Genomic DNA, 22,263 nt, shown 5'->3' with positions numbered 1-22,263 from the left:
CGTAAGTTGTCTAGAATTATCAGTCAACAAGGCTGGCGAGAGTTCAGGGTATTGGTTGAAGCAAAGTCTGAAAAGTACGGACGCAAGTTTGTAGCGATCGGACGTTGGGAACCCACCAGTCAAACCTGTTCTAATTGCGGTTATAGGTGGGGAAAAATTGATTTGTCTGTGCGGTCAGTGATTTGCCTAAATTGCGGTACAGAACACGACCGAGATGATAATGCGTCTAAAAATATAGAAATGGTCGGCATGGGGCATCGGCACGACCTTAAATGTATGTCGAGAGATGGTCAGACTACTTCGGTAGCACAACTCAATGAAGCGTAAAGAATCCCCACGCCTTCAGGCTGGGGAGTATGTCAAAGAGGTTTGCTTGTCGGCGATCGTGACCTATCGAAAACGCCAGACCCATCTTAAGACCCTGTTGGCGTGGTGGAACACCCAGGCATCGCCTCAGTTGCGCCGGACTTGTCAGTGGATTTTAGTCGAAGCAGACGAGACGCCGTCGGAGGGAATCGAGACGATGTTAGCAGGAACGGGGTTTGAATACCTGTTCTGTGAAAATACGGGGGTATTTCACAAGACTCGCGCCCTCAATCTGGCGTTGAGTCGGTGTGTGGGAGCGTTCGTCGCCCCTTTCGACGTCGATTTATTGCCCGTGGGACGGACGTTAGAGCGTCACGGGGAGCTGGCACGGGTATCGCCGCAGTTTTTAGTGACGGGATATCGGGTCATGGCGGCGGCGGAGACGGTCGCGACGAGCGAGTTGTCCGAGGCGTTAGAGACGGCAGAAATCTCCCCAGAAGACCGTCCGAGTGCCTTGTGGAAGCAGTTGCTACGGGGAGAGCGTTTCGGGGTCGTGCCGCTGTTCGATCGCCAGCGACTGTTAGAGATCGACGGGTGGGACGAGGAGTTTATCGGTTGGGGTGGAGAAGACCAAGATGTTATCGAGCGGTATTTAGAAGACGGTCGGTCTTTGTGTCGCTGTTCGGATCTGTTGTACTTGCACTTGTCGCATCCCCCGACTCTTCAATGGCGCGAGACGGCTTCGATCGACCGAAATCGCCAACATTACTATCGAAAAATGGAAGGTCGTCAAAATCGGTAATATCGTAGTTTTACGGAGATGCGATCCCGACGAACGATCGTTTCCAATCCTTCGCGATCGCTCCGTTGTTAGAGAACTTGTGTTAAAAATAATATGGTTCGTCTCTATGGAGCATCGTTGATAGAATGAAACAAATTGGAACCCATCTGGTCGTTGATGCATGGGAGTCTCCCACAGACTTACTTAACGACCCAGAGCGTATTCGTGGGGCGCTCGTGGATGCGGTTTCAGCAGGAGGAGCAACGCTGATCGATTTATGCGTACATCAGTTTAGTCCCCATGGGGTGACTGCGACAGCTACCTTGGCAGAGTCTCATATTGCGCTGCACACCTGGCCTGAATACGGCTATTTCGCGGCCGATCTCTTTTTTTGCGGGAAAGGTAATCCTCAAGAAGCACTCGAGTTTCTGACGACGGCCTTACACGCGAAGAAAGCCAAAATCACCGAACTCCCTCGAGGGTTCGAGCCAGAGATGAAATCTGAAGTGACTTCTCGATACGATCTCGAGAAAAATCCGGTTCCGGCTTTCCAATAATTCATCAGTCTGGCGCAAGGTAGCGATCGCAAAGGTTCCCTCGGGAAAACCGCGATCGCCTTGCTATTTTTAGGTGTTTTTTTATCGAGAAATAGTTTGCGTGCGTCTGGTTTAAAGGCAGTCGAGAAGGGGCGATCCGAGGATATTTCAAAGAACAAACTCGGTCTTGTGGTTTGCGCCCGTTAAGATTAAAATTAAATATCTAGTTGTTAGAAATTAATGTAAATTTTTAATGAAGTGGGAAGGTCGGCCGTGCGAAAGGCGATCGGCAAATGTTAAGCTCGCAACAAAGCTAGAGAATAACTCCTTTTATTCTCCGATCCCATTTTAACCGACGCCGCTCTTGGAACCTTCGCTAGACAGCAAGCGACTCGTCGAATTGCAGTGAAGAGATTCGACTCGCCCCAGCCGGCTAGCTCGATTGTACCGTACTCATAACAACCGATCTGTGGTGCCTGCCAATCGCTTAGAGTTCAACCCCGAGGAGAGCGATCGCGCTCCGAAGCAAATTCCGGTTTGGATTTTTCAGATCGACGACCGACCCAACCAACCCCCCAACTTACGACCGCTGTGGTCGAACGCCGCAGCCGAACGAGTCGCTTTAGAAAGTGGTGGCAGAGCGGGGGAGGTTCTCGACCTAGCGCGATCGCTGTGGCAATCAGCGGCCGAGGTTCCCGACGGAGAGGTCGCGATCGCAGACGGCCAGTTCGAGGACGCCACTTCTCCGGTTAGCGCTCCCTATTTCTGCGCAAAAACCTCGATCGACCGAGGAAATCCGTGGCTCGTGGTGCGGGCGGTTCCTCCCGAAAACGACGAGGATGCCGTTTTGGTCTCCCTCTACCGCGAAAACGGCGAGTTGGTATGGCAAGACCCCAGCAGCGAATGCTATTACGGCGACGGAGGCAAAAACGGAACGTCCCTTCAGGCGCGATGCAATGACTCTCAGACTGGAGACTATCTCCTCGAACGGCTTTCGAGGGCGCGCGATCGCTCCCATTACGATCTCGTTCGCGTCCGCACGCCCCGAGGATATCGCTGGCACGAAATCGAACTGCACGCCATCGCCAGCAGCGACACCCAAACGGCAATTTTGAGTCTCGAGCGTCCGTTCGCCACCCCATCGCGATCGCTCGACCCCCTCTTGACTGGCGTTTCCGAAGCCCTTCATAGTTTCCTGACCGGCGAAGCCACCGCATCTCGACGGATCGACATCGCCCTGGCGCGACTCGGCAGTGCGGCCGAGGTCGATCGCTTAGAACTGTATGCCGACGACGGCCACGGTCGTTTCCTCTGTCAGTCCAGTTGGACGAGCGACCCCGACGGCGATCGCGTCGTTTCCCTCTCCCGCCATCTCCAGCCTGACAACACGTTCCCCATCACGATGGCACGGCTCAAAACGAGCGAGATCGTGACTAGCGACGATCCCACCCTTCCCGAAGACGAACGGGTTCGCTTGCTCGAAAACCAAACCTCGCACGTCTTCTTAATTCCCATCGTGTTCGACGGTCGTCTGTGGGGCATCGCCAGCTTTGAAACCCCCCGTCCGGTACGAGAACGCCCTGCGCGAGAGCGCCAGATCCTCCAAACTGCCGTTACCACGCTCGGACACGCCCTAGCACGGGATGCCAACTCTAACCCGAGGCGATCGGAAGACACCTACTCTAACTTGGAGTTTTTACGTCTTCTCGACGGCGTCAACTGGGCGAACCATCTCCTCCTTACCCGCGACGACGATCCCCAACAGGTCATCAGTCAAGCCTTACACCTGTTAGGAACTGCCGCTGCTGCCGTGCGAGCCTATATCGTGGAAGTGAATCTCCCGACGGCCGAGAGCATTCGCGTCAACTGTCGATACGAATGGATCTGCGAATCTCACAGCCTCCCTCGTGCCGATCGCGTTTGGCAGGAATTTCCCCGCACTCCCCTTTTCGAGACGATCTACGACCGACTCGTTCGCGGTCAGTCGTCGATTTTATCTCCGCTCGACTTACCCGAGTCCCTTCACTCGCCGTGTCGAAGTTGCCAATCCATAACAGTGGTGGGGATCGAACTCGAAGGCAAACTGTGGGGCTTTCTCGGCTTAGATTGCGATCGCCGGCGGAACTGGTCGGATACCGAACTGTCGATCCTGCGATCGGCGGCCGGGAGCGTCGGCGGGACGCTCGCTCGCTACCAAGCTCGGGAACGGCTCGATCTCCGCGATCGCCTCCTCGACGGTGTCGCTCAAGCTACCACTGCCCTGTTAACTCTCAGCGACCTCGAGCTGGCCTTCGCACGAACCGTTGCTGTGTTGGGACAGGCCGCCGACGCCGATCGCGCGTACCTGTTCCAACGACACCTCCACCCCGTCACCGAAAAATGGGTGATGAGCCAGCGTCACGAATGGGTCGCGGCCGGGATGCGGTCGTATGCCGACGATCCGTACTTCCAAAATATGCCCTACGAATCCACCTTTTACGACCTGTTCGAGACGTTAGCGAGCAATCGTACCATCTGCCAACCGGTCAGCCATATGCCCCTTCTCGAACGGTCTGCGCTCGAAGAACAGGGCATTCAAGCGCTGTTGTTGCTGCCCGTCCAAGTCGAGGATGGGCTGTGGGGGTTTTTAGGATTCGATCGCTGTCGCGACGATCGCCTGTGGTCGGACGAGGAACAGACCCTGCTACGGGCGGCGGCGGCCAATATTGGGGCGGCGGTGACGCGCCAGCGAACCAAAGACGAACTCGCTCGCTTGAACGCCGAACTCGAACATCGCATTTGGAAGCGAACGGCCGAACTGCAAGCGGCCAACCGCCAACTGACTTACAACGCCTATCACGACGCCCTGACGGGACTGCCCAACCGCGCGCTACTCCTCGAACAACTCGAAGCCTCCCTCAATCAGTTCAAACGCGATCGCAACGCTGCCTTTGCCGTGTTGTTCGTCGATCTCGATCGCTTCAAAATCATCAACGACAGCCTCGGCCACGACTTTGGCGACAAGCTCCTCGTCGAAACCGCCTCGCGCCTCCTCACCTGTCTCAACTACGGCGATCTTCTCGCGCGGTTAGGGGGAGACGAATTCGCAATTTTACTACGGGAAATCCGGCATTTGGGAGACGCCACGCGCATCGCCGATCGCGTTTACGCCAGCCTCAATCGACCGTTTCGGATCGAGGATCGCGACGTGTATCTCACCGTCAGTATCGGCATCGCCCCCAGCGCCGATCGCTACACCAAACCCGACGAAATTCTGCGGGATGCCGATATCGTCATGTATCATTCTAAAACCAGTGACGGTCAGCGGTACGAAATCTTCGACAGTGCGATGCACAATCGACTGTTGGAACGCCACCAACTGGAAAATCACTTTCGACGGGCGGTATCGGTGATTGCCTCGACGCCTCCAGAGAGCAGTGCGGCGGACGAGAGCCAGTTTCGCGTTGTCTTTCAACCGATCGTGTCCCTCTCGAGCGATCGTGTCGTGGGGTTCGAGGCGCTCTCCCGCTGGGATCACCCGCAACTGGGGGTGATTTCACCGGGGAAATTCATTCCCCTGGCTGAAGAAAGCGGCGAAATCGTTCCCTTGGGGATTTGGGTTCTCTATCGCGCCTGTCGCCAACTCCAACGCTGGCAACAGCAGTTTCGGGATTTCGCCCCGCTGACGATGTCGGTGAACTTGTCGGCGCGTCAACTCCTCGACCCGCAACTGTTACCGCAGATCGATCGCATTTTAGAACGAACGGGGGTGTCGAGCGATCGCGTCAAACTGGAAATGACTGAAAGCGTTGTCATCAAAAACGCCGAGTTCTCCAGTCGAACCCTCGCTCAATTGCGAGAACGCCACATTCAACTATCGATGGACGATTTCGGAACGGGGTATTCGTCCTTGAGTTACTTACACCGCTTTCAGTTCGATACCCTGAAAATCGATCGCTCCTTCATCAACCCCCTCAAAACCGGTCGCGAGTCCTCGTCCATCGTCCAAGCGATTATCGCTCTGGCCCACAACTTAAAGATGAATACGGTGGCTGAAGGGGTCGAAACGGACATTCAGAAACGAATTTTGAAGCATCTCGGCTGCGAATACGGTCAGGGCTATCTTTTTGCTCGTCCCCTCAGTGCGGAGGCGGCGACTCAGTTTTTAGAGCGATCGTACTCGGGCGGGCCGCAGCCAGATATTGATGTAAGTTGACCGTTTCTCCGATGACCGCCACGGCGGGGGCTTCAAAACCCGTTTCTGCCATGCGATCGGCGATCGAGGCGAGGGTGGCAATGAGTTCTTCGCGATCGGGGCGAGTTCCCCACCGAATTAGGGCGACGGGCGTGTCGGGGGATTTTCCAGCGGCGAGAAGGCGATCGACAATATGGGGAAAATTGCGAACGCCCATGTAGACGACGATCGTTTCCGATCCTCGGGCGATCGCCTCCCAGTTCACCTGGGGACGGTATTTCCCCACGCTTTCGTGACCCGTTACGAACGTCACCGACGAGCTGTAATCGCGGTGGGTCAGAGGAATGCCAGCGTAAGCGGGGGCGGCGATTCCCGACGTGATACCAGGAACTACTTCGACGGGAATTCCAGCTTCGATTAAATCTTCCATTTCTTCGCCGCCCCGTCCGAACACGAAGGGATCGCCTCCTTTGAGGCGTACCACGACGGCGTGTGTTTGCGCGTATTCGATCAGGAGTTGCGTTGTCTCTTCCTGCAACAACGAATGGCGTCCGCGACGTTTTCCGGCGTGAACTCGGATCGCCTGGGGGTTGATGAAGTCCAAAATCGGCGGACTGACGAGGGCGTCGTGCAGCACCACGTCCGCACATTCGAGGAGCGTTTTCGCTTTCACGGTCAGCAAACCGGGATCGCCGGGGCCGGCACCGACGAGATACACTTTTCCCACAGAATTCGATCGAGCCATTGAGGTTGTTGCAGTTGCCTTGCGGCAGAATACACAATAGAAGTAGTTCATATTCTGATACAAAACGTCCCGCGTTGTCTGTAGGGAATGTCACCGGGACGGGTAGATGGAAGGAATCGTTGAGAACCATGAGCGTGAAAGTGCAATTTTTGCCCGACGATGTGACGGCCACGGCGGAAGTGGGCGAACCGTTGTTAGATGTGGCGAAGCGGGTGGGAATCGATATTCCGACGGGGTGTTTGATGGGGTCTTGTCACGCTTGCGAAGTGGAACTTGACGGCGAAGCCATTTGTTCTTGTATCAGTGCGGTTCCGCCGGGAAAAGACGAAATTACTATCGATCTCTATATCGATCCGACTTGGTAATCGCGGATTGAATTAGAGTTTTACTGCATATTTCGTGAATTTTGTCAATCCCAGGCTTGTAAAAGTTTTCTGAACCATCAAGGGCGATCGGGGATACATCTGAACTGTTGTGAACGTCCTGAATGGGGACTTTCCGCTTGACACTCGCCAGCATCTCCAAGATGCCGGGGATCTGGAGAGACGGGCTTCACTGCATTTGCAGTACACTCGGACTAGGCGATCGCTCCCTTCAAACGTTTATGTCTGTTGTCACCCCGTCTCAACCCCTCAGTTTCGAGTCCTATTGCAGTTTCGACGACGGAACCGCAACCCGTTACGAACTCGTTAACGGTCGTTTGAAGGCAATGAATCCCCCCAGTATTCAACATATTGTCGTGGCCAAATTTCTCGAACGGGCGATCGATGCTGAAATTCAGCGGTTGCAGCAACCGTGGATGTGTCTTCGGGAAGCGGGAGTGCGGACAGGGTTTGCCAAGTCGCGGTTGCCCGATTTGATGGTTGTCGCCGCCGATGCAGCGAAGGGACTGTGGCAACAGTCGGCGATATTGCAGGTGACGCCGTTGTGGGTGGTGGAAATCGTCAGTCCGAGTTCGGTAGAAGAGGATTATCGGTACAAGCGATCGGAGTACGGGGCGATCGAAGTTCCCGAGTATTGGATTGTCGATCCGTTAGAGGCGAAAGTGACGGTTTTGTATCTCGAAGCTGGGTTTTACGAGGAAGCGGTGTTTGGTGGTGAAGTGGCGATCGCATCTCGTTTGTTTCCCGAACTTCAACTGTCAGTCAATGGAATTTTAAACGCTAAAAGTTGAGAATTTTCCTTGTCCCCTTGTCCCCCCTCAACTTCTTCGTCTCTCTTTCAACAAATAAGCGATCGTATCGCCACGTCCTTTCACAAATAACTTCCCGCGTTTCTCGAACACATAACGATGGCGGAGTCGTTCGTAAGTAACTCTCGTCACCTGAATACAACCGGGAATTCCTTGAGATTCCATGCGACTGGCTAAATTCACCGTATCGCCCCAAAGGTCATAACTGAACTTGTTCAGTCCGATAACGCCAGCGACGACCGGTCCAGTATGAATTCCCACCCGTAGGATAATCGGTTCTCCGGTGTGGGCGCTAAATCGCGAGACTTCGTTCGTCATGGCTAAGGCTAATTCTGCCACGGCTTCGGCGTGGTCGTCTCGACGTTCGGGGAGTCCGCCGACGACCATATACGCATCGCCGATGGTTTTGATTTTTTCGAGTCCTCGTTCTTGCGTGAGGCGATCGAAAGCAGAGAAAATTTCGTTAAGCATTCGGACTAGCTCGGACGGCGGACTATTGGCGCACAGTTGTGTAAAGCCGACGATATCGGCGAACAATACGGTAACGTCCTCGAACCGTTGTGCGATCGCCGCCCCCACTTGACGATATTCGTTGATGCGCTGCTTGAGGTCTTTGGCGATCGCTTTGGGGAAAATATTCAACAACAGCCGTTCGGAGCGCTCTTGAGCGGTGCGTAAGGCTTCTTCGGCTTGTTTGCGTTCGGTGATATCGCGAACAAAAGCACAAATATACTGACGACTGTTAAATTCAATATAATTGAGACTCAAATCCACTGGAAAAATTTCGCCATCGCAACGCTGCATCCGCGTTTCAAAGGCGAAGGTTTTGGAGGTGCGAATACTGTCCCAAAAACTCGACCAGTCTCGAGGGTCGAAATCCGGGGCGATCTCGTAAAACTGCATCGTCAGCAGTTGAGTTTGGGGGTATCCCAACCCGTCGCAAGCGGCTTCGTTGGCGTAGACGAAGGTTCCCGAGGGTGAAATCCATAAGGCGGCGTCTGCGGCGCGATCGATGGCAAACTGGGTTAACTGTAGGGCGTCTCGGGCTAGTTTGCTGTCGGTGATGTCTTCCACCATCGCCAGGAGATACTGGACGCGATCGCTCTCGTCGTAAATCGCTGACAGGGTTAGCGTTCCCCAGAAGGTGGAACCGTTGCGGTGACGATAGCGCAGTTCCAGTTTTTTGGGGAGTGAATTGTCTCGCGTCAAGGCTTCGTTAACGGCGTCTTCCCATTCTCCCGAGGCGATGGACTCTCGAAACGACTTTTCCGAAAACGTGACGTCCGATTCCCCGAGCATCCGTTGTAAGGCGGGGTTGCTGCGAACGATGTTTCCGCGAACGTCCAACAGGGCGATTCCGATGGCGGCTTCGCGAAAAATGGCGTCGAGTTGGCGTTCTCGTTCGTGAAGGTGTTTTTGGAGCGATAGCTGCTCCCATAGCTGAAGTTGCAGTTCGCGATCGCTGTTTTTCAACCGGGCGGTACGCTGCTGTACCATGAGCTGAAGTTGTTCGTTGGCCGTTTGTAGGGCGAGTTCGGCGCGATGGCGTTGGGTAATCTCGACGCCGTAGAGGTTCGCCGTGTCGGAGGAACTCGGAACCACGGTAAACTCAAAGCAGCGATGCTTGATGGGAACTTCAAAGGTTTGTGTCGTTTCTGTATCGATGGATGTCGCGATCGCCCTTCGCCACAAATGAGGAACGCGATCGCCGGTGGCGTCCTCTCGTCCCTCAAACAAGGCTAAACTGGCCGGATTCGCATACTGTAGAATTCCGTCGCGGCTGACTTGTAAAACAGGATAGGGATTTTCGCGAGCAGACGGAATGGAATTGGCGATCGGCTCTAAACGCTCGAATTTAGGCATCGTTCAGGTTTGGGGCGCAGCGCACGGGCGATCGATCCTCGCTGTTGGGAAATACTGCAAGCCAAAGCACCCTACTATGTGGCTTTCCGACGGTCGTTTTGTACCGTCTGTTTACACTTTACCTCGAATTTCTAAGAGGGCGGTTTTCAGTGAAGGCGGATTGTAGCCGAGGGCGTAGGCTTTGGAACTGTCTAAGGCGACGTCGCGAGGGCGAGGGGCAGCCATTTTAACGTCGGCTTGACGACAAGGCTCGATTCGGGCTCGTTCGAGTTGGAAAACCTCTTTTAACAGTAGTCCGAATTCGTAGCGAGAAATCCGCTCTCGCCCCCCTAAGTGTAGGATACTCATACCCGTGTCGAGAGCGATTAGCAATCCCTTCGCCGCCGTCTCGCCGCTGACGGGGGTACGAAATTCATCGACGAATAGTTTGAGTTCTCGTCCGTCTCGCATCGCACTCAGGAACGGTTGGATGAAGCTACTCGCCGTTGGAGGAACGCAACCGAACATTAACGGCATTCGGCAGACGGTCGCGATGGGGTAACGTTGTAAGATCTCCCGTTCGGCGATCGCTTTGTGTTCGCCGTACAGGTTTATCGGACAAACCGCGTCGGTTTCGGTATAAGGGGAGCGTTCGCCATCGAACACCTGTTCGCTGGAGGTAAAGATGAAGGGAATCGAGCGATCGCAGCAGATTGTTGCTAGTGTTACTGACGCCGTCACGTTGACCGCGTAAGACAGATCTGGGTGCGTTTGGCAAAAGTTGGGACTCGATACGGCAGCGGTGTGAACGACAGCGTTGGGGCGCACGGTCTCGAAGATTTCGCGTATCGATCGTTCGTCTGTGAGGTCGAGCCTTATCATATCTACCCCTTTTATGTCAAGGGCATGGGTGTAATAGGTTCCGCTGATGCGTACGTCAGAAAGTTGCCAATTTTTTCGGGCGAGTTTGCAGAAATTCCATCCGAGAAAGCCACTCGCTCCCGTCACTAATACTGTTTTCACGGTTCAGATTCCTTCATTCTTTCAATAGCTCCTGTTTTCAACTTTTTAGCATAAAATATATAGCAACCCTAAATCAGTTGTATAACAAAATTCAGACAACAAGAAAATCGGAAACGGAGAATGGGAAATCTAATTTTTTTCTGGCGTTTTTATTTTGGATAACTCATTGGGGACTGCGATAGATTACAGAAATGAATAAAACGATTTGGGGTTTGGCGATCGCGATCGCAGCCATATTTTCAATTTTAATGCCTATTGTTTTAATTTGTTTAGATTTGCCATTGTATTTCGATCGCGTTTTCGATTTATTTGGCTTTTTTGTCTCAATTTTTATAGCAGGTTTGGGGTATCGAACAATAAAAAGTTTAAAATATTTTTCGATCCGATCGATTTTACCGACTGTATTGCCATTTTTAACGCTTTTAGTTTTTCTATTTATAACGACTGAATTTTCTCAAGTCAGTCGAGATTATATCGCTTATCAAAAAGCAGCCGAAGCCCTCATTGAAGGAGGCGCACTTTACGCCGATCGCGCTCAACTCTATATTTATCCACCACTGCTCGCACAACTTTTGGCAAACGGCTATCGAGCGATCGCTTTTTTCTATGATATTTTTGGCGCTCCCCAAGAACTTCCCGCGTGGGATGCCGTATTTTATATTTATCAATGCCTTCAATACTTCGCGATCGCGATCGCTTACTTTTTATCGTTAAAATTCGTGCGAGATATTGGTTTTCGATCCCGTTTCTTTTCAAAAATGTTGGTAACAGCAACATTTATTATCAACGAACCACTCTATCGAACCTTTCACTTCAATCAAATCAATATCTGGATTCTCAACGCTTTTTTAATGGGGATCGTTTTGCTGCAAAACCGCGCGATCGCGTCGGGAATTGCCGTAGCGTTAGGAGTTCATTTAAAAATTTACCCCATTTTACTCGCTGTACCGTGGGCGATCGCTCGCACTCGAACAGCGATCTTAAGTGGAATTTCAACCTTTTTTATCGTTTTATTTTTTCAAACCCATCAAGCGAGTAACTTGAGCGTATGGCAGGATTTTTTAAATTATATCTCTCGAGGAGTTGAAAAGCCAACCGCTTATCGCAACAACAGTATTTATAGCTTAGTTTATAATAGTTTCAAAAGTCTATTGCGTATTTTGGGAATTCCCAACGAAACAGACTGGGTGTTTCAAGCGATCGATACTTTCGTTGCGGTTCTAACCTTTCTTATTATTCTCGAATTTTGTCGCCGTTTAATACAACGAGAAAAACAATATAAAATTTTACGAAGCAACCTCAACGAGACGAGCTGTGCGATCTATCGAAATTACGGACATTCACTCGACGCGATCGCCTTAAGTTTGTTAATCTCTCCCTCGGTCTGGGTTCATCACTATGTCATCGCCGTTCCCCTCGTTCTCTGGGCGATCGTCACACAATATAAATATCGCCCTCAACTCCCTTGGCTGGGAACGTTCCTCATTATCGGATTGCCGACCTTCGATATTTTTCCATTAAGCTACCATCGACTTCTCGGGACAGTTCTATTACTTTATATCACCTCTCCTATCTCGACGAGCTACTATTTTCAGCAAAATCCCAAGCTAAGATAGATAAATTAGACCTAAAAAAACGAACCCTAACTTTCGGCGATCGCTTGCCCATGAAACCACTTCCAATTCTCGTCATCGTCCACCAACCCACTTCCGATACCGGCCGTGTCGGTGCGTGCTTGCAAGAAATGGGTTACGATCTCGACGTGCGGATTCCCGCTGTCGGTCAAGCACTTCCCCCAACCCTCGATCGTCACAGCGCCACCATAGTTTTCGGCGGTCCCATGAGCGCCAACGACGATAACAAATTGCTCCACATTCGCCAAGAATTGCACTGGATTCCCGTCGCCTTGAACTCGAGAAAGCCGTTTTTAGGAATTTGTCTGGGGGCGCAACTGCTGGCGAGAGTTCTCGGCGTCAACGTCTCTCGCCACCCCGATAATTTAGTCGAAATAGGGTACTATCCTATTGAAGCGACCCCAGAAGGGCGATCGCTCCTCGGGAATTTATCCTATGTCTATCAATGGCACAGCGAAGGGTTCGAGATTCCCCCCGGCGCCACACGACTCGCCACCGGAGAACGATTTCTCAACCAAGCTTTCTGCTACGAAAACGCCTACGCCTTGCAATTTCACCCGGAAATGACACGCAGCATCCTCGCGCGATGGCTGGCGTCAGGTGCTTCCCAACTCAGCCAACCCGGAGCGCAATCGGGACATCTCCACCGACGGGGATACCGACGCCACACCGTCGCCGTCAACCAGTGGCTCGAGCAGTTTCTTCCCCAATGGTTGAATTGCGCGATCGCCAATTGCCAATCGCCAGTCACCACTTGATACGAAATCCGAATCTCAAATACTGGTTTTGACCGACCTGAAAAGTCTCTCTATCCCCCCAACCGTCCCCCCAACCCCCCTTTGAAAGGGGGGCGAAGGGGGGATGTGGTGAAGACTTCTTGAAACCTAGCCGATCGGAAAAGGATAGAGTATGAGTTTTGACAAACGACTTCATGTCGGGGGGCAAACTCAGCTCCTTAACCCCCATCTGTTCCGAGGTGGGGGTTTGGGCGTCGCGATTTTCGTTCAATCGTAAAAAAAACGATCGGGTAAATCAATCTTAGATTTCCGATGTTCTTCAATTGCGGCCTCGCGAATATGTTGCATTTGGATAGGAATTCCCTCAACGGCTGCGCGAAACGCCGCATCTAAGGCTAAGTTAGCAATGACTCCACCCGTAGCGCTCAACTCAGCTAACGTTTGATAGTTTAACCCTTGCGTCGGGGCTTCCGACGGAAAAGCCCGTTGCCAAATTCGTTTGCGTTCGGACAACGCCGGAAATGGAAATCGAACGATAAACTTCAACCGACGCTCGAAAGCACTATCGATCGAACTGTAAAGATTCGTCGTCAAAATCGCCAAACCCGGATAAGTTTCCATTCGCTGTAACAGATAGCTGATTTCTTGATTTGCATAACGATCTTTGGCCTCTTTCACTTCCGAGCGTTTTCCAAATAGGGCATCTGCCTCATCAAACAAAAGAACCGCTCCCGCCCGTTGTGCGATATCGAAAACCTCTGCTAGATTCTTTTCTGTTTCCCCAATATATTTACTAATCGTGCGACTGAGATCGATCCGGTAACAGTCGAGGTGGAGTTCTTTCGCAATAATTTCAGCCGCTGTCGTTTTACCGGTTCCACTCTGACCGCTAAACAGAGCTGTAATCCCCTGTCCCCGATTCGATCGCTTTTCAAATTGCCATTGATGGTAAACTTTCCAGCGTTGGCGAACGTAATCGACAATATTTCTGAGAGTTTTAAGCTGTATTTCTGGCAGCACTAAATCTTCCCAGGTGAGGGAAGTTTCTGCACGTTCGGCGAGGGCGTCGAGGGGCGGACGGCTTTTTTTTTGAATTTCTCCGCGTAGATAGTGTTCGAGTTCGGCGTCGTCTTGAGTGAAGCCCAGAGAATCTCGACAGAGATGTTGGATCGTACTCGGACTCGGATGAAATTGAGTGGCGAGGGTATCGATTCGATCGAGCAGACGATCGCCTAAATGAATTTGCCAAAGTTGTTGGCGTTCTTGAAGGGTGGGTTCGGGAATTTCGAGAGTTCGCGTTTCCGGCGAGGCTAAATTGAAGTCGCGATCGCTTAAGAGAACGGCGGGGGTGTCTCGCTGAGAGAGGAAAAAGACCAAGTCGGGGACGTTCGGCAACTCGCGAGAAACAACATCGTGAGTATCGAGGAGTAACAAACTGCCATTTAAGCGTTCTTCTCGTTGCCAACGCCGATACCACTTCGAGAGTGCGACGGGATCTTTGGGAAGGGCAGCGATCGAAATCAGTTTTCCGGGGCGTTCGAGGCGGCGACAAGCGGCGGCCGCAATTTCGCGTTGCGTCAGGCGATCGCTACCATAGAGTCGCACGAACCCTGTGGAACTGTCGAGAAAGCGCGTCAGTTGAGTCACTACCACGTCGTGACTCGGTGGGAGGAGCGTTTCAGGAAAAGCCGTCAGGCGTTCGGCTTGTCGATCGAGCCGGACATCGTGATAGTTTTCTCCCATGAGATAGTTGAGAATGCACTCTGGCATCATCAATCGCCGCAGAGACACGGGATCGTGACTGCGAGCATCGAGTTCGATGAGTTGCCAATATCGCAGGGGCGATTCCGGTAATAAATTCGACCAATTGCCGAGCGGTTGCAGAGCCAGGGCAAGGCTAAAAGTTGGATAAGTGAGTTTAGTGTTGTGCTGGAGGCGAGCGCAATGGTTGCCAAAATCCGGCCAGAGTGCGTCCGCCGCACAGAGAGCCAGGACATCGCGATCGAAGCGTCCGAGTCCAAAGGTTCGACAGATCCGTTCTAAAGCGGGTAAAGATTCAGTCTCTTCAGAAACGGGTGGTGCCGATACCTTGGGGAGGTGAACGGTTTCACCTTCGAGGCGTTTGAGTATAGTTTGCCGCACACTGCGGGCAGCCTCGATGAGGGTGTCGCGGTCTCGCTTGCGTGCCGCTTCAGACTTCATAGGTGCTAAGGTAATTAAAATTTAGTTCGATTTTATCCTTTTCGATCGAACAGGAGGATCGTTTTGAGCGATTTCGAGTTTTTTCCGAAGCCCAAGCCGAAAAGCGACATTCCCATGTCTCCCCAGGACGAGGGGGAAGAGAACGAGGTTGAGGAAGAGAGCGATCGAGAGGACATAAGTGCTTCTGAGGGTTGGCAGTCGGTCGAAGAGAGTCCCGAAGACGCGACACCGCCTCCGTCGTTGGAGGAACTCGAGCAGATGGGAATGGTGGACGGCTGGGGATGGCTCCCAACGGGGATTGAAAGTGACGAGAGTTCTGAAGAGTCTTCTACTGAAGGGGACTCGAGCGAAGCCATCTCTCCTGAGTCTCTTCATCCTCAAACCTCTCAGTTTCCCTCGATTGAAGAACCCGAACCGGTAGAAACTCTCGATGACAACTGGTTCAGTTGGACGGGAGATGAGGCAAGGGAGGAAGAGCCGCCAGAGGAGGTTCGCGGGAACGAACGCTCTGTGACGTCTCAAGCACCACCCCTTCCCACGGAGGAAGCATCTGAAGCGTTAGCAAGAGTCGAGGGTGAAGAAACTGACAAAACGCCACGTCTTGAGTCTTCCGTTCTCAGGGTTCGATCGGATGTGGAGGCTTCTCATCACAAGTCGTCTCAGCCCGGTTTAGAAAGCTCCAATCAATCGAATTCTAAAACGCCTCAAGAAGAAACGTCAGAAGAATTTATAGAGTATCCAGTGGTATTGGATCACGGAAATCATTCTCAAGAAGATCTCAGAGAAAGAACTTTTTCCCAGTTATTTCAGATTAGCTTGGAAGAGGCAGAAGCTCTTCAAAACCGTTTGAATTCCAGATTGTCGGATCGATCGTCAGAGAGCGTAAACGTTGAAGAAAACCTAGCAACTATAAGATCCTCCATAGCTAGAGAGATTTATGAAGAAGGAAGAGCAAATTTACTAGGAATCGATCGAGAAACTCTTCTGAACGAGCCACAATTTGAAAGCTTTAGGCAGCTCCCAAATCCAGAGGAGGATGCAAAAACACCAGAACGTTTTCCTCGTGGCGATTTTAATGCCTACTACTCACCCATGGGACTTCATTGGAGAGCCGCAATAAGTTCCAGATATGAAGAATGGACAGGAGAAATAACGTTTAATGACGCAATGATCCCGACCTATCCCAACTTGTTACGGCAGATCGAGGCTGGATTGCTTAGAGAAAAGGCATTATTAGAACACAATCTTAGTGATAATAATATTAATAGACTTTTAGGAAGTGATGCTTTAAATCACCCTCAACGATATACACAACTTTTGAGGATTAGTAATCTCCTTCTTGAGAATCTATCTGAAGAGGAGCTACAGAACTTTAGTCTTCTAGAAAATTACGAAGAGACTACGCTCGACGATGGGTCTTCGCAAAACAAGGTGATAAGAAAAATTTATTAAGTAAAGCAAGACAGAAAGCGCATTCGCATATTTTCAAAATTTATAAAGCCATAAGCTTGACGCTTTATCAGTTTAAGACGATTATTAATACCCTCCATAACACCATTGGTTGTTCGGCTCAAGAAATAATTACATATTGTGTTAAGATGATTGCGAATTGTCTTGACAGCATCACCATAAATACTCTGTGCTTTACACAACCATTCTTTAAATTTATTTTTTCCGCTCTCTGGGTCTTGAGTTGTTTCATAAATTTCTCTAAAATCCTCTTTAAGCTGATAAGCTTTTCGTAAACGTTTTGACTGTTTTAAAACGGCCTCTAATTTTTCCAATCCCTCTTCTTTTAAGTCTTTTTGGTTTTTCAGCAATAACCATTTTGCTCCTTTGATTTTGATTTTAAACTTCACCTGCTTTCGGATTTTATTTAGATTGTCATTCACCGCTTTCATAACGTGAAATCTATCGACGACAATTTGGGCATTGGGAAACACTTTTTCGATAAGCTTTGGAAATCCTCCCCACATATCTACACTGACTTCTTCGACTGCCTCTCTGACCTCTAACGGTTGCTGTAGAAGAACTTCAGCGATTTCTTCTTGTTGGTGAGAGTCGATGACTTCTATCAATTCTCCTTTCTCTAAATCGCTCACTACCGTCACAAATTTTTTGTGACCTTTATGTTTTGCTATCTCGTCCAAACCCAACCTTTTTACTTGTCCCCAATTTACTTTTTTTTGCGTTCGTATACCTGTTGATGAATTCCATTTACCTGATGCCAAGACAAGTCTTCTTCTCTTTTAACTTGCTCGACGCTACTAGCGATTACTCGCTCGTAAATATATTCTTCGTACCGCCTAGTAAACCTTCGACCAGTTTCAATAAAGTCTAGTTCTTCTGTAAAGTATTGTTGGCATTTTTTACAGTAAAACTGACGCCGTGGTATTTGCAAATATACGAGTTGACCCGAAATGGGCAAGTCTCGAACTCTAACGGTTCGTGTTTGGTTAAGTTCGCCCGTCTTTTTGCCACAATGAGGACAGGCAACTTCCTCTTCTCTAAAGCCTAGCTGCAAAAATATTGCTTCGCGTTCCCTGACCACGCTTCTCACTCTTACTTTGGGTAAGTTGATTAAGTCTTCTACAAAAAAGTTCATCTTTAGATCCGCCTGCATTTGTTTTCTATTATACTATTATCACCTCAAACTCCGAAGACCCTCGACGATTACGAGCAGATGATTCGCGATCGATTAGCTCCTCAAGATCCTTCAAATATTAACGAGGATCCGATCGATCGACTATCGATCGATCCAACTTTTTTAAGCGAAGACAGCGATCGCTTTCCACAAGTTCAAAGGATTGCTACGCAACTCAACCAATTAAGTCCTGAAGAATTCACGCTTTATCAACCGATCGCCGAACGATTCGCGGTTGAAGGAAATCTATATCTCCTTGAAGAATCCCTCGGCATTTATACACAAAGCCGAGACTACGTTAGAACGCTGATCGAAAATCCGGAAATAGAGATAGAAGACTTTCCTATCGAGCAACTGTTGAGCCTAGAGTCAGAAGAAGAAGAGTCTGAGCCTCAAGGCTTCTTCAGGCGTGGACTACAATTCTTTAAAGATCTTCTTGACTCAATCTTGCAATCTCCTAGATATGCTCCTGAAATTCTAGGCGAACTCTGGGAGTTAGTTGAAGAACACTGGCCGATGATGGCGGGTATCGCTGTAGCAATTATTGCTGCCGAAATGGGCGTGGGTTTGTTAGTGGGAATCCCCGAACCAACAGGTCTCTCAAAAGCGCTCGCAGTTTTTTTACAGATTTTTCTTTTTACCGTCTTAGGTGTTTCATTTTTTATTTCTATTACGCAGGGAGTAATAGAATTGACCAGTTGGCTGGAAACTGCAGCTGAAGCCAATGGAGATCCTGAAAAAATAGCTAAAGCATCTCGGCATTTTTTATGGCTGATCTTTTACACTTTAACGGCGCTGCTATCTAATCAGGCTATCAAAAAACAGCTTGCCCCAGAAAAGCTCCGAGCTTTACAAGCAATGTTACAACGTTCCGGGCCGAGTCACCCTCGCCTTCCCGAGCATTATGCTGGGGTAACACTGAATACATATCGCCATCCCAACGATCCGAATCACGTTCTCGTTCGTGTTGAAAGCTCTTCGCCATCAAATCGACTTCTATTCGATCCTCGCCAACCTTTCAATCCATCAAGACATCCAGGATCTGGTGGTCCTCCTTCTTCAGGATCTGGTGGTTCTCCTTCTTCAGGATCTGGAGGATCTGGTGGTCCTCTTTGGAATCCTGGTGGTTCTCTTTGGAATCCTGGTGGTTCATCTCCTGATGGTAGACCGTTTTTCCCTCCAATTGTCTCTTCTGGGGGTGGGGGTATCCAGCCAACACAACCCGGATCCTCATCACCTCCGGGCAGTAGTCTAGGCGATATTGTAGGATCTCAGCCGGGAACTCGTCCAACTGAACAACCTCCGATTGTAGGACCTCAGCCTCAACCCCTCCCTGAACTTCAGCCGGGAACTCGTCCAACTGAACAACCTCCGATTGTAGGACCTCAGCCGGGAACTCGCCCAACTGAACAACCTCCGATTGTAGGACCTCAGCCTCAACCCCTCCCTGAACTTCAGACCAACCCTCGACCTTTCGCCGACCCACCACCTGAGCGTCAGCCACTCAATGTTGCTCCAGCTCCCACTCCAACAACAGAAACAGATTCAGACACTTCGACAACAGAAACAGAAACAGATTCAGACACTTCAACAACAGAAACAGAAACAGATTCAGACACTTCAACAACAGAAACAGAAACAGATTCAGCTTCGATCGATTTTGAACCTTTGACTAAGCTGGTTTCTGAAGTTTTAGGTATTTCTATAGCTTCTGAAGCTGAGATCCAAGCGATCGCCAATGGAGAGGTACTCAACGACGAACAGATTGGCCAGTTAGTCCGCCATGCCGGAAGTTGGAAGAATGTTCTCAACAACTATGTAATGTACCGTGGATTGATGCAACAGATAATTGATTACCGAACTCAAGCTGTAGCAGAAACGGCGAATAGCATACTAGATAATTCACAGCTTATAAACGATCCAGATCTTCTAGATAAAATCCAGATATTGTTAACTGAAGATTCAAAACTTAGCCTTCATTCTTTGGTCAGCCTGGTGGCGGCGGGCAGTACTGAATTCACTTCTGACTACGATATCACCGCTTCGGCTCCAGCAGGCTTTGAAGCTTTAGAGATCTATGTCGTCGAACTATTTAATGAATTGTTTAGACAGCAATGGGGATTAGAATCGGGTACAGTTTTCGACACGAATGTCTATACTTCTGGGCATATGCGTCCCGAGGCATTTTTTGGAGATGGCAGAAAGTTATATTTAGTCAACCGGATCGTTCGGTTGTTAGATGAAATTGGTAACCGAGAACCTGGCATAGAAGAACGGCAACAGATTAATTCGATCGTCTCTGAAATCGATGGATTAAGAAACGTCCAAAATGACACAAGGCTACCTCTCTTGGAGGAAAGCAATTTTGATGAGTTTTCTAGGCAAGTCCGCCCACTACAAGGAGAATTGGAAAAGGCTGTAAGGCAACAGTATCTAGACAGCAAGCAAAGATATGGTGCTGGACCCGAGTTTGACGAACTCTCTTATGTCATGTCTCTCGTTCACATGAGAGAGTTTTTGAATGAGGCAAACCCAGGAGAAACAGCATCGACTGATTGGACTTATGTAGAAGAACGTATGACGAGAAATGAAGTACCAGAAATGTTACGAGAACAAAATAGAGCGCAGCTCTATCGAGCTGGTCAAATTCACGACGAACTCAGGGAAGAACGTACAAGAAAAATCAGCGAACTGCGCCGGGAACGTCCCAACGATACAGATGAAAACCTGCGCTTGATGGCAAATAACTTACTGTATGTGGAGTATTTAAGGAAAGTCAGAGACAAATTAGCCGAAATTCGCCGCGAGGAAAAGGCTGGCGCATCCCTCGAACAGATCCAAAGATCGAGGTTCGAGTTGCAAGAACTTCAGAGCCGCGCGCTGTTTTTTGCGAACGAAGCCTATATGACGGCGATCGCTGCCGAGCAAGTCGTCCTCAACCAGCAAATGCGCTTGAACGTTAGACTGCCTACACCTCAATATTTAGCGTCTATCAACGAGCAAATGGCATTTATTGGAGAGCAAATTGCCCACTATGAAAATAACTTCGGTCGTGCTTTGTGGAAAACTTCCAAGTATGTTGATCGCATCATTTTCGCGATCAAAACAATTCAAGAACAGACGGAAGGACAGGCTTTGAGTGAAGTGATAGAAAGAGTCGAGCGTTTGAAACCGCTCGTCCAAAGGTTACTTTATGAGGTTAAAAAGAGTAAGGATGAAAAACTTCAAACTGATGAGGCGAAAGATGAAGAAGCTGAATCTATAGCTCGAGAAAACTCTGATATCCTAGGTTCAAATGCATCAGAATGGAGACGCATTTTGTTAGACTTACAAATTGATGTTAATCTTGAAGCTGGGGAGTATTTCATAAATAATCCAAATTCCGACTGATCTAAAACGAGAAATCATAAAATGCTATACCATCACTTTCAGTGTCTAAACACATTAACGAGTCATTCAAGGGGAGTCCAAGCCTTAGCGCTCAGTCCCGATGGGAGATTCTTGGTGAGTGGGGGTTCGGATGCAACGCTTAAATTTTGGAACCTTCCCAGCGGACAGGAACAACAAACGTGGAAAATTCATCGAAATATTGTCGCGACCATTGCCTTGAGTCCAGATGGAAAAACCCTAGCTAGTGGCAGTCGGGACGAAACGGCTAAGCTAGTCGATCTCCAAACGGGAGAAATCCAACATACACTCAGAAGCTTAGGGGAACAAGGTCGTCCTCAAATTGCCTCAGTTGCCTTTAGCCGTGACAGCAAAATTCTGTACATGGGAACTGATGGAGGCAACGGTTCCTATTGGGATGCTAATACGGGGCGATATTTAGGCGATCTGGGTTGGATTTCAAGAATGGCAGTCAGTGCTGATGGTAGACTTCTAGTTGGCGCTTATATAGACGATTTAGTGATAAACGATCCGAAAAGTGGCCAGACTAAACAAACTTTAGGAACTAATCTAGATGTCATTTCAGCAGTAGCAATCTCTCCAGACAGTTCGATAATTGCGAGCGGACATCATAATGGAGAAATTCACCTATGGAAAACTCAGTCAGCTCGAAAACTTACCACTTTGACAGGACATTCTGGCGTAGTTGAAACCCTAGTTTTCAGCCCAGATGGAAAACTTTTAGCCAGTGGCGGAGAAGATACAACGATTAAGTTGTGGGATCTCAAGACTCAAACGGAAATCTGCACTCTTACGGGTCATACAGAAGATGTGATGGCTCTGGCATTTAGTCCAGACGGCAAACTTTTAGTGAGTGGGAGTTTGGATAAAACCCTTAAAATTTGGGGAGCGGCTTGAACCACTCAAACGACTACAGATGCTATACCATCACTTTCAGTGTCTAAACACATTAACGAGTCATTCAAGGGGAGTCCAAGCCTTAGCGCTCAGTCCCGATGGGAGATTCTTGGTGAGTGGGGGTTCAGATGCAACGCTTAAA

17 protein-coding genes and 1 pseudogene are annotated in these 22,263 nt (G+C 49.8%); 12 read left to right on the top strand and 6 right to left on the bottom strand.

The window, feature by feature from the left end:
- From GEI7105_RS40155 to GEI7105_RS34010, 4 genes are all read left to right on the top strand, one after another.
- On the top strand, positions 1 to 327 hold a 327-nt coding region (locus GEI7105_RS40155), incomplete at its 5' end, for a zinc ribbon domain-containing protein (RefSeq protein ID WP_035494062.1).
- A complete protein-coding gene (locus tag GEI7105_RS0126345) occupies positions 317 to 1,108 on the top strand; it encodes a glycosyltransferase family 2 protein (protein ID WP_017663361.1) in 792 nt (263 codons plus the stop codon). The genes GEI7105_RS40155 and GEI7105_RS0126345, both read left to right, overlap by 11 nt.
- 125 nt (positions 1,109 to 1,233) lie before the next feature.
- Positions 1,234 to 1,644, top strand: coding sequence for an adenosylmethionine decarboxylase (gene speD / locus GEI7105_RS0126340; protein WP_017663360.1), 411 nt, complete (start codon positions 1,234 to 1,236; stop codon positions 1,642 to 1,644).
- Positions 1,645 to 2,095: 451 nt separating this feature from the next.
- Positions 2,096 to 5,818, top strand: a complete 3,723-nt coding sequence (locus GEI7105_RS34010) for a putative bifunctional diguanylate cyclase/phosphodiesterase (protein ID WP_051044241.1) — start codon at positions 2,096 to 2,098, stop codon at positions 5,816 to 5,818.
- Here the strand turns inward: GEI7105_RS34010 and cobA are convergent.
- Entirely contained in the window at positions 5,742 to 6,542 is an 801-nt protein-coding gene (gene cobA / locus GEI7105_RS32640; protein ID WP_035494060.1) for a uroporphyrinogen-III C-methyltransferase, read from the bottom strand. The genes GEI7105_RS34010 and cobA overlap by 77 nt on opposite strands.
- 128 nt (positions 6,543 to 6,670) lie before the next feature.
- On the opposite strand from cobA, the gene GEI7105_RS0126325 reads away from it, so the two are divergent.
- Both GEI7105_RS0126325 and GEI7105_RS0126320 read left to right on the top strand, forming a co-directional pair.
- Positions 6,671 to 6,907 (top strand): 2Fe-2S iron-sulfur cluster-binding protein, encoded by a 237-nt coding sequence (locus GEI7105_RS0126325; RefSeq protein WP_017663357.1) that lies wholly within the window; start codon positions 6,671 to 6,673, stop codon positions 6,905 to 6,907.
- 239 nt (positions 6,908 to 7,146) lie between these two features.
- Positions 7,147 to 7,716 carry a Uma2 family endonuclease gene (locus tag GEI7105_RS0126320; protein ID WP_017663356.1) on the top strand — a complete coding sequence of 190 codons (570 nt, stop codon included), beginning with the start codon at positions 7,147 to 7,149 and terminating at the stop codon, positions 7,714 to 7,716.
- Between the two features lie 27 nt (positions 7,717 to 7,743).
- On the opposite strand, the gene GEI7105_RS32635 is transcribed toward GEI7105_RS0126320, so the two are convergent.
- Together GEI7105_RS32635 and GEI7105_RS0126310 are read right to left on the bottom strand one after the other, a co-directional pair.
- A complete protein-coding gene (locus GEI7105_RS32635; RefSeq protein WP_017663355.1) occupies positions 7,744 to 9,597 on the bottom strand; it encodes an adenylate/guanylate cyclase domain-containing protein in 1,854 nt (617 codons plus the stop codon).
- A gap of 111 nt (positions 9,598 to 9,708) precedes the next feature.
- Positions 9,709 to 10,599: an SDR family oxidoreductase gene (locus GEI7105_RS0126310; protein WP_026097987.1), complete on the bottom strand. Its 891-nt coding sequence runs from the start codon at positions 10,597 to 10,599 to the stop codon at positions 9,709 to 9,711.
- A 191-nt stretch (positions 10,600 to 10,790) separates the two neighbouring features.
- Here GEI7105_RS0126310 and GEI7105_RS0126305 point away from each other — a divergent pair, with 191 nt between their 5' ends.
- A complete protein-coding gene (locus tag GEI7105_RS0126305) occupies positions 10,791 to 12,215 on the top strand; it encodes a glycosyltransferase 87 family protein (RefSeq protein ID WP_017663353.1) in 1,425 nt (474 codons plus the stop codon).
- A gap of 50 nt (positions 12,216 to 12,265) precedes the next feature.
- Positions 12,266 to 12,991 (top strand): glutamine amidotransferase-related protein, encoded by a 726-nt coding sequence (locus GEI7105_RS0126300; protein ID WP_017663352.1) that lies wholly within the window; start codon positions 12,266 to 12,268, stop codon positions 12,989 to 12,991.
- A 246-nt stretch (positions 12,992 to 13,237) separates the two neighbouring features.
- On the opposite strand, the gene GEI7105_RS0126290 is transcribed toward GEI7105_RS0126300, so the two are convergent.
- A complete protein-coding gene (locus tag GEI7105_RS0126290; RefSeq protein WP_017663350.1) occupies positions 13,238 to 15,172 on the bottom strand; it encodes an ATP-binding protein in 1,935 nt (644 codons plus the stop codon).
- Positions 15,173 to 15,235: 63 nt separating this feature from the next.
- Between GEI7105_RS0126290 and GEI7105_RS0126285 the strand changes: the two genes are divergently transcribed.
- Complete coding sequence (locus tag GEI7105_RS0126285) at positions 15,236 to 16,624, top strand: hypothetical protein (protein ID WP_017663349.1); 1,389 nt, start codon at positions 15,236 to 15,238, stop codon at positions 16,622 to 16,624.
- Here the strand turns inward: GEI7105_RS0126285 and GEI7105_RS36380 are convergent.
- Both GEI7105_RS36380 and GEI7105_RS39350 read right to left on the bottom strand, forming a co-directional pair.
- Positions 16,621 to 17,403 carry an ISL3 family transposase gene (locus GEI7105_RS36380; RefSeq protein WP_202804376.1) on the bottom strand — a complete coding sequence of 261 codons (783 nt, stop codon included), beginning with the start codon at positions 17,401 to 17,403 and terminating at the stop codon, positions 16,621 to 16,623. The genes GEI7105_RS0126285 and GEI7105_RS36380 overlap by 4 nt on opposite strands.
- Positions 17,349 to 17,777 (bottom strand): transposase family protein, encoded by a 429-nt coding sequence (locus GEI7105_RS39350; protein ID WP_245555347.1) that lies wholly within the window; start codon positions 17,775 to 17,777, stop codon positions 17,349 to 17,351. The genes GEI7105_RS36380 and GEI7105_RS39350 overlap by 55 nt, the downstream gene beginning before the upstream one ends.
- A gap of 78 nt (positions 17,778 to 17,855) precedes the next feature.
- On the opposite strand from GEI7105_RS39350, the gene GEI7105_RS37970 reads away from it, so the two are divergent.
- From GEI7105_RS37970 to GEI7105_RS41155, 3 genes and pseudogenes are all read left to right on the top strand, one after another.
- Entirely contained in the window at positions 17,856 to 21,206 is a 3,351-nt protein-coding gene (locus GEI7105_RS37970; RefSeq protein WP_144054059.1) for a coiled-coil domain-containing protein, read from the top strand.
- A gap of 21 nt (positions 21,207 to 21,227) precedes the next feature.
- Positions 21,228 to 22,121, top strand: a complete 894-nt coding sequence (locus GEI7105_RS32620) for a WD40 repeat domain-containing protein (protein WP_017663344.1) — start codon at positions 21,228 to 21,230, stop codon at positions 22,119 to 22,121.
- 19 nt (positions 22,122 to 22,140) lie between these two features.
- Positions 22,141 to 22,263: pseudogene (locus GEI7105_RS41155) on the top strand (WD40 repeat domain-containing protein); the annotation flags it as partial.

Source organism: Baaleninema simplex PCC 7105 (assembly GCF_000332355.1).
Classification (GTDB): Bacteria; Cyanobacteriota; Cyanobacteriia; order Cyanobacteriales; family Geitlerinemataceae; genus Baaleninema; species Baaleninema simplex.
This window is presented reverse-complemented; position numbering and strand designations above follow the sequence as displayed.

Excerpts from the sequence above, each read along its gene's own strand:
- GEI7105_RS0126345 (WP_017663361.1), top strand. The coding sequence starts at position 317 with ATGAAGCGTAAAGAATCCCCACGCCTTCAGGCTGGGGAGTATGTCAAA.
- speD (WP_017663360.1), top strand. The coding sequence starts at position 1,234 with ATGAAACAAATTGGAACCCATCTGGTCGTTGATGCATGGGAGTCTCCC.
- cobA (WP_035494060.1), bottom strand. The coding sequence starts at position 6,542 with ATGGCTCGATCGAATTCTGTGGGAAAAGTGTATCTCGTCGGTGCCGGC.
- GEI7105_RS0126325 (WP_017663357.1), top strand. The coding sequence starts at position 6,671 with ATGAGCGTGAAAGTGCAATTTTTGCCCGACGATGTGACGGCCACGGCG.
- GEI7105_RS0126320 (WP_017663356.1), top strand. The coding sequence starts at position 7,147 with ATGTCTGTTGTCACCCCGTCTCAACCCCTCAGTTTCGAGTCCTATTGC.
- GEI7105_RS32635 (WP_017663355.1), bottom strand. The coding sequence starts at position 9,597 with ATGCCTAAATTCGAGCGTTTAGAGCCGATCGCCAATTCCATTCCGTCT.
- GEI7105_RS0126305 (WP_017663353.1), top strand. The coding sequence starts at position 10,791 with ATGAATAAAACGATTTGGGGTTTGGCGATCGCGATCGCAGCCATATTT.
- GEI7105_RS0126300 (WP_017663352.1), top strand. The coding sequence starts at position 12,266 with ATGAAACCACTTCCAATTCTCGTCATCGTCCACCAACCCACTTCCGAT.
- GEI7105_RS0126290 (WP_017663350.1), bottom strand. The coding sequence starts at position 15,172 with ATGAAGTCTGAAGCGGCACGCAAGCGAGACCGCGACACCCTCATCGAG.
- GEI7105_RS39350 (WP_245555347.1), bottom strand. The coding sequence starts at position 17,777 with ATGAACTTTTTTGTAGAAGACTTAATCAACTTACCCAAAGTAAGAGTG.
- GEI7105_RS37970 (WP_144054059.1), top strand. The coding sequence starts at position 17,856 with ATGATTCGCGATCGATTAGCTCCTCAAGATCCTTCAAATATTAACGAG.
- GEI7105_RS32620 (WP_017663344.1), top strand. The coding sequence starts at position 21,228 with ATGCTATACCATCACTTTCAGTGTCTAAACACATTAACGAGTCATTCA.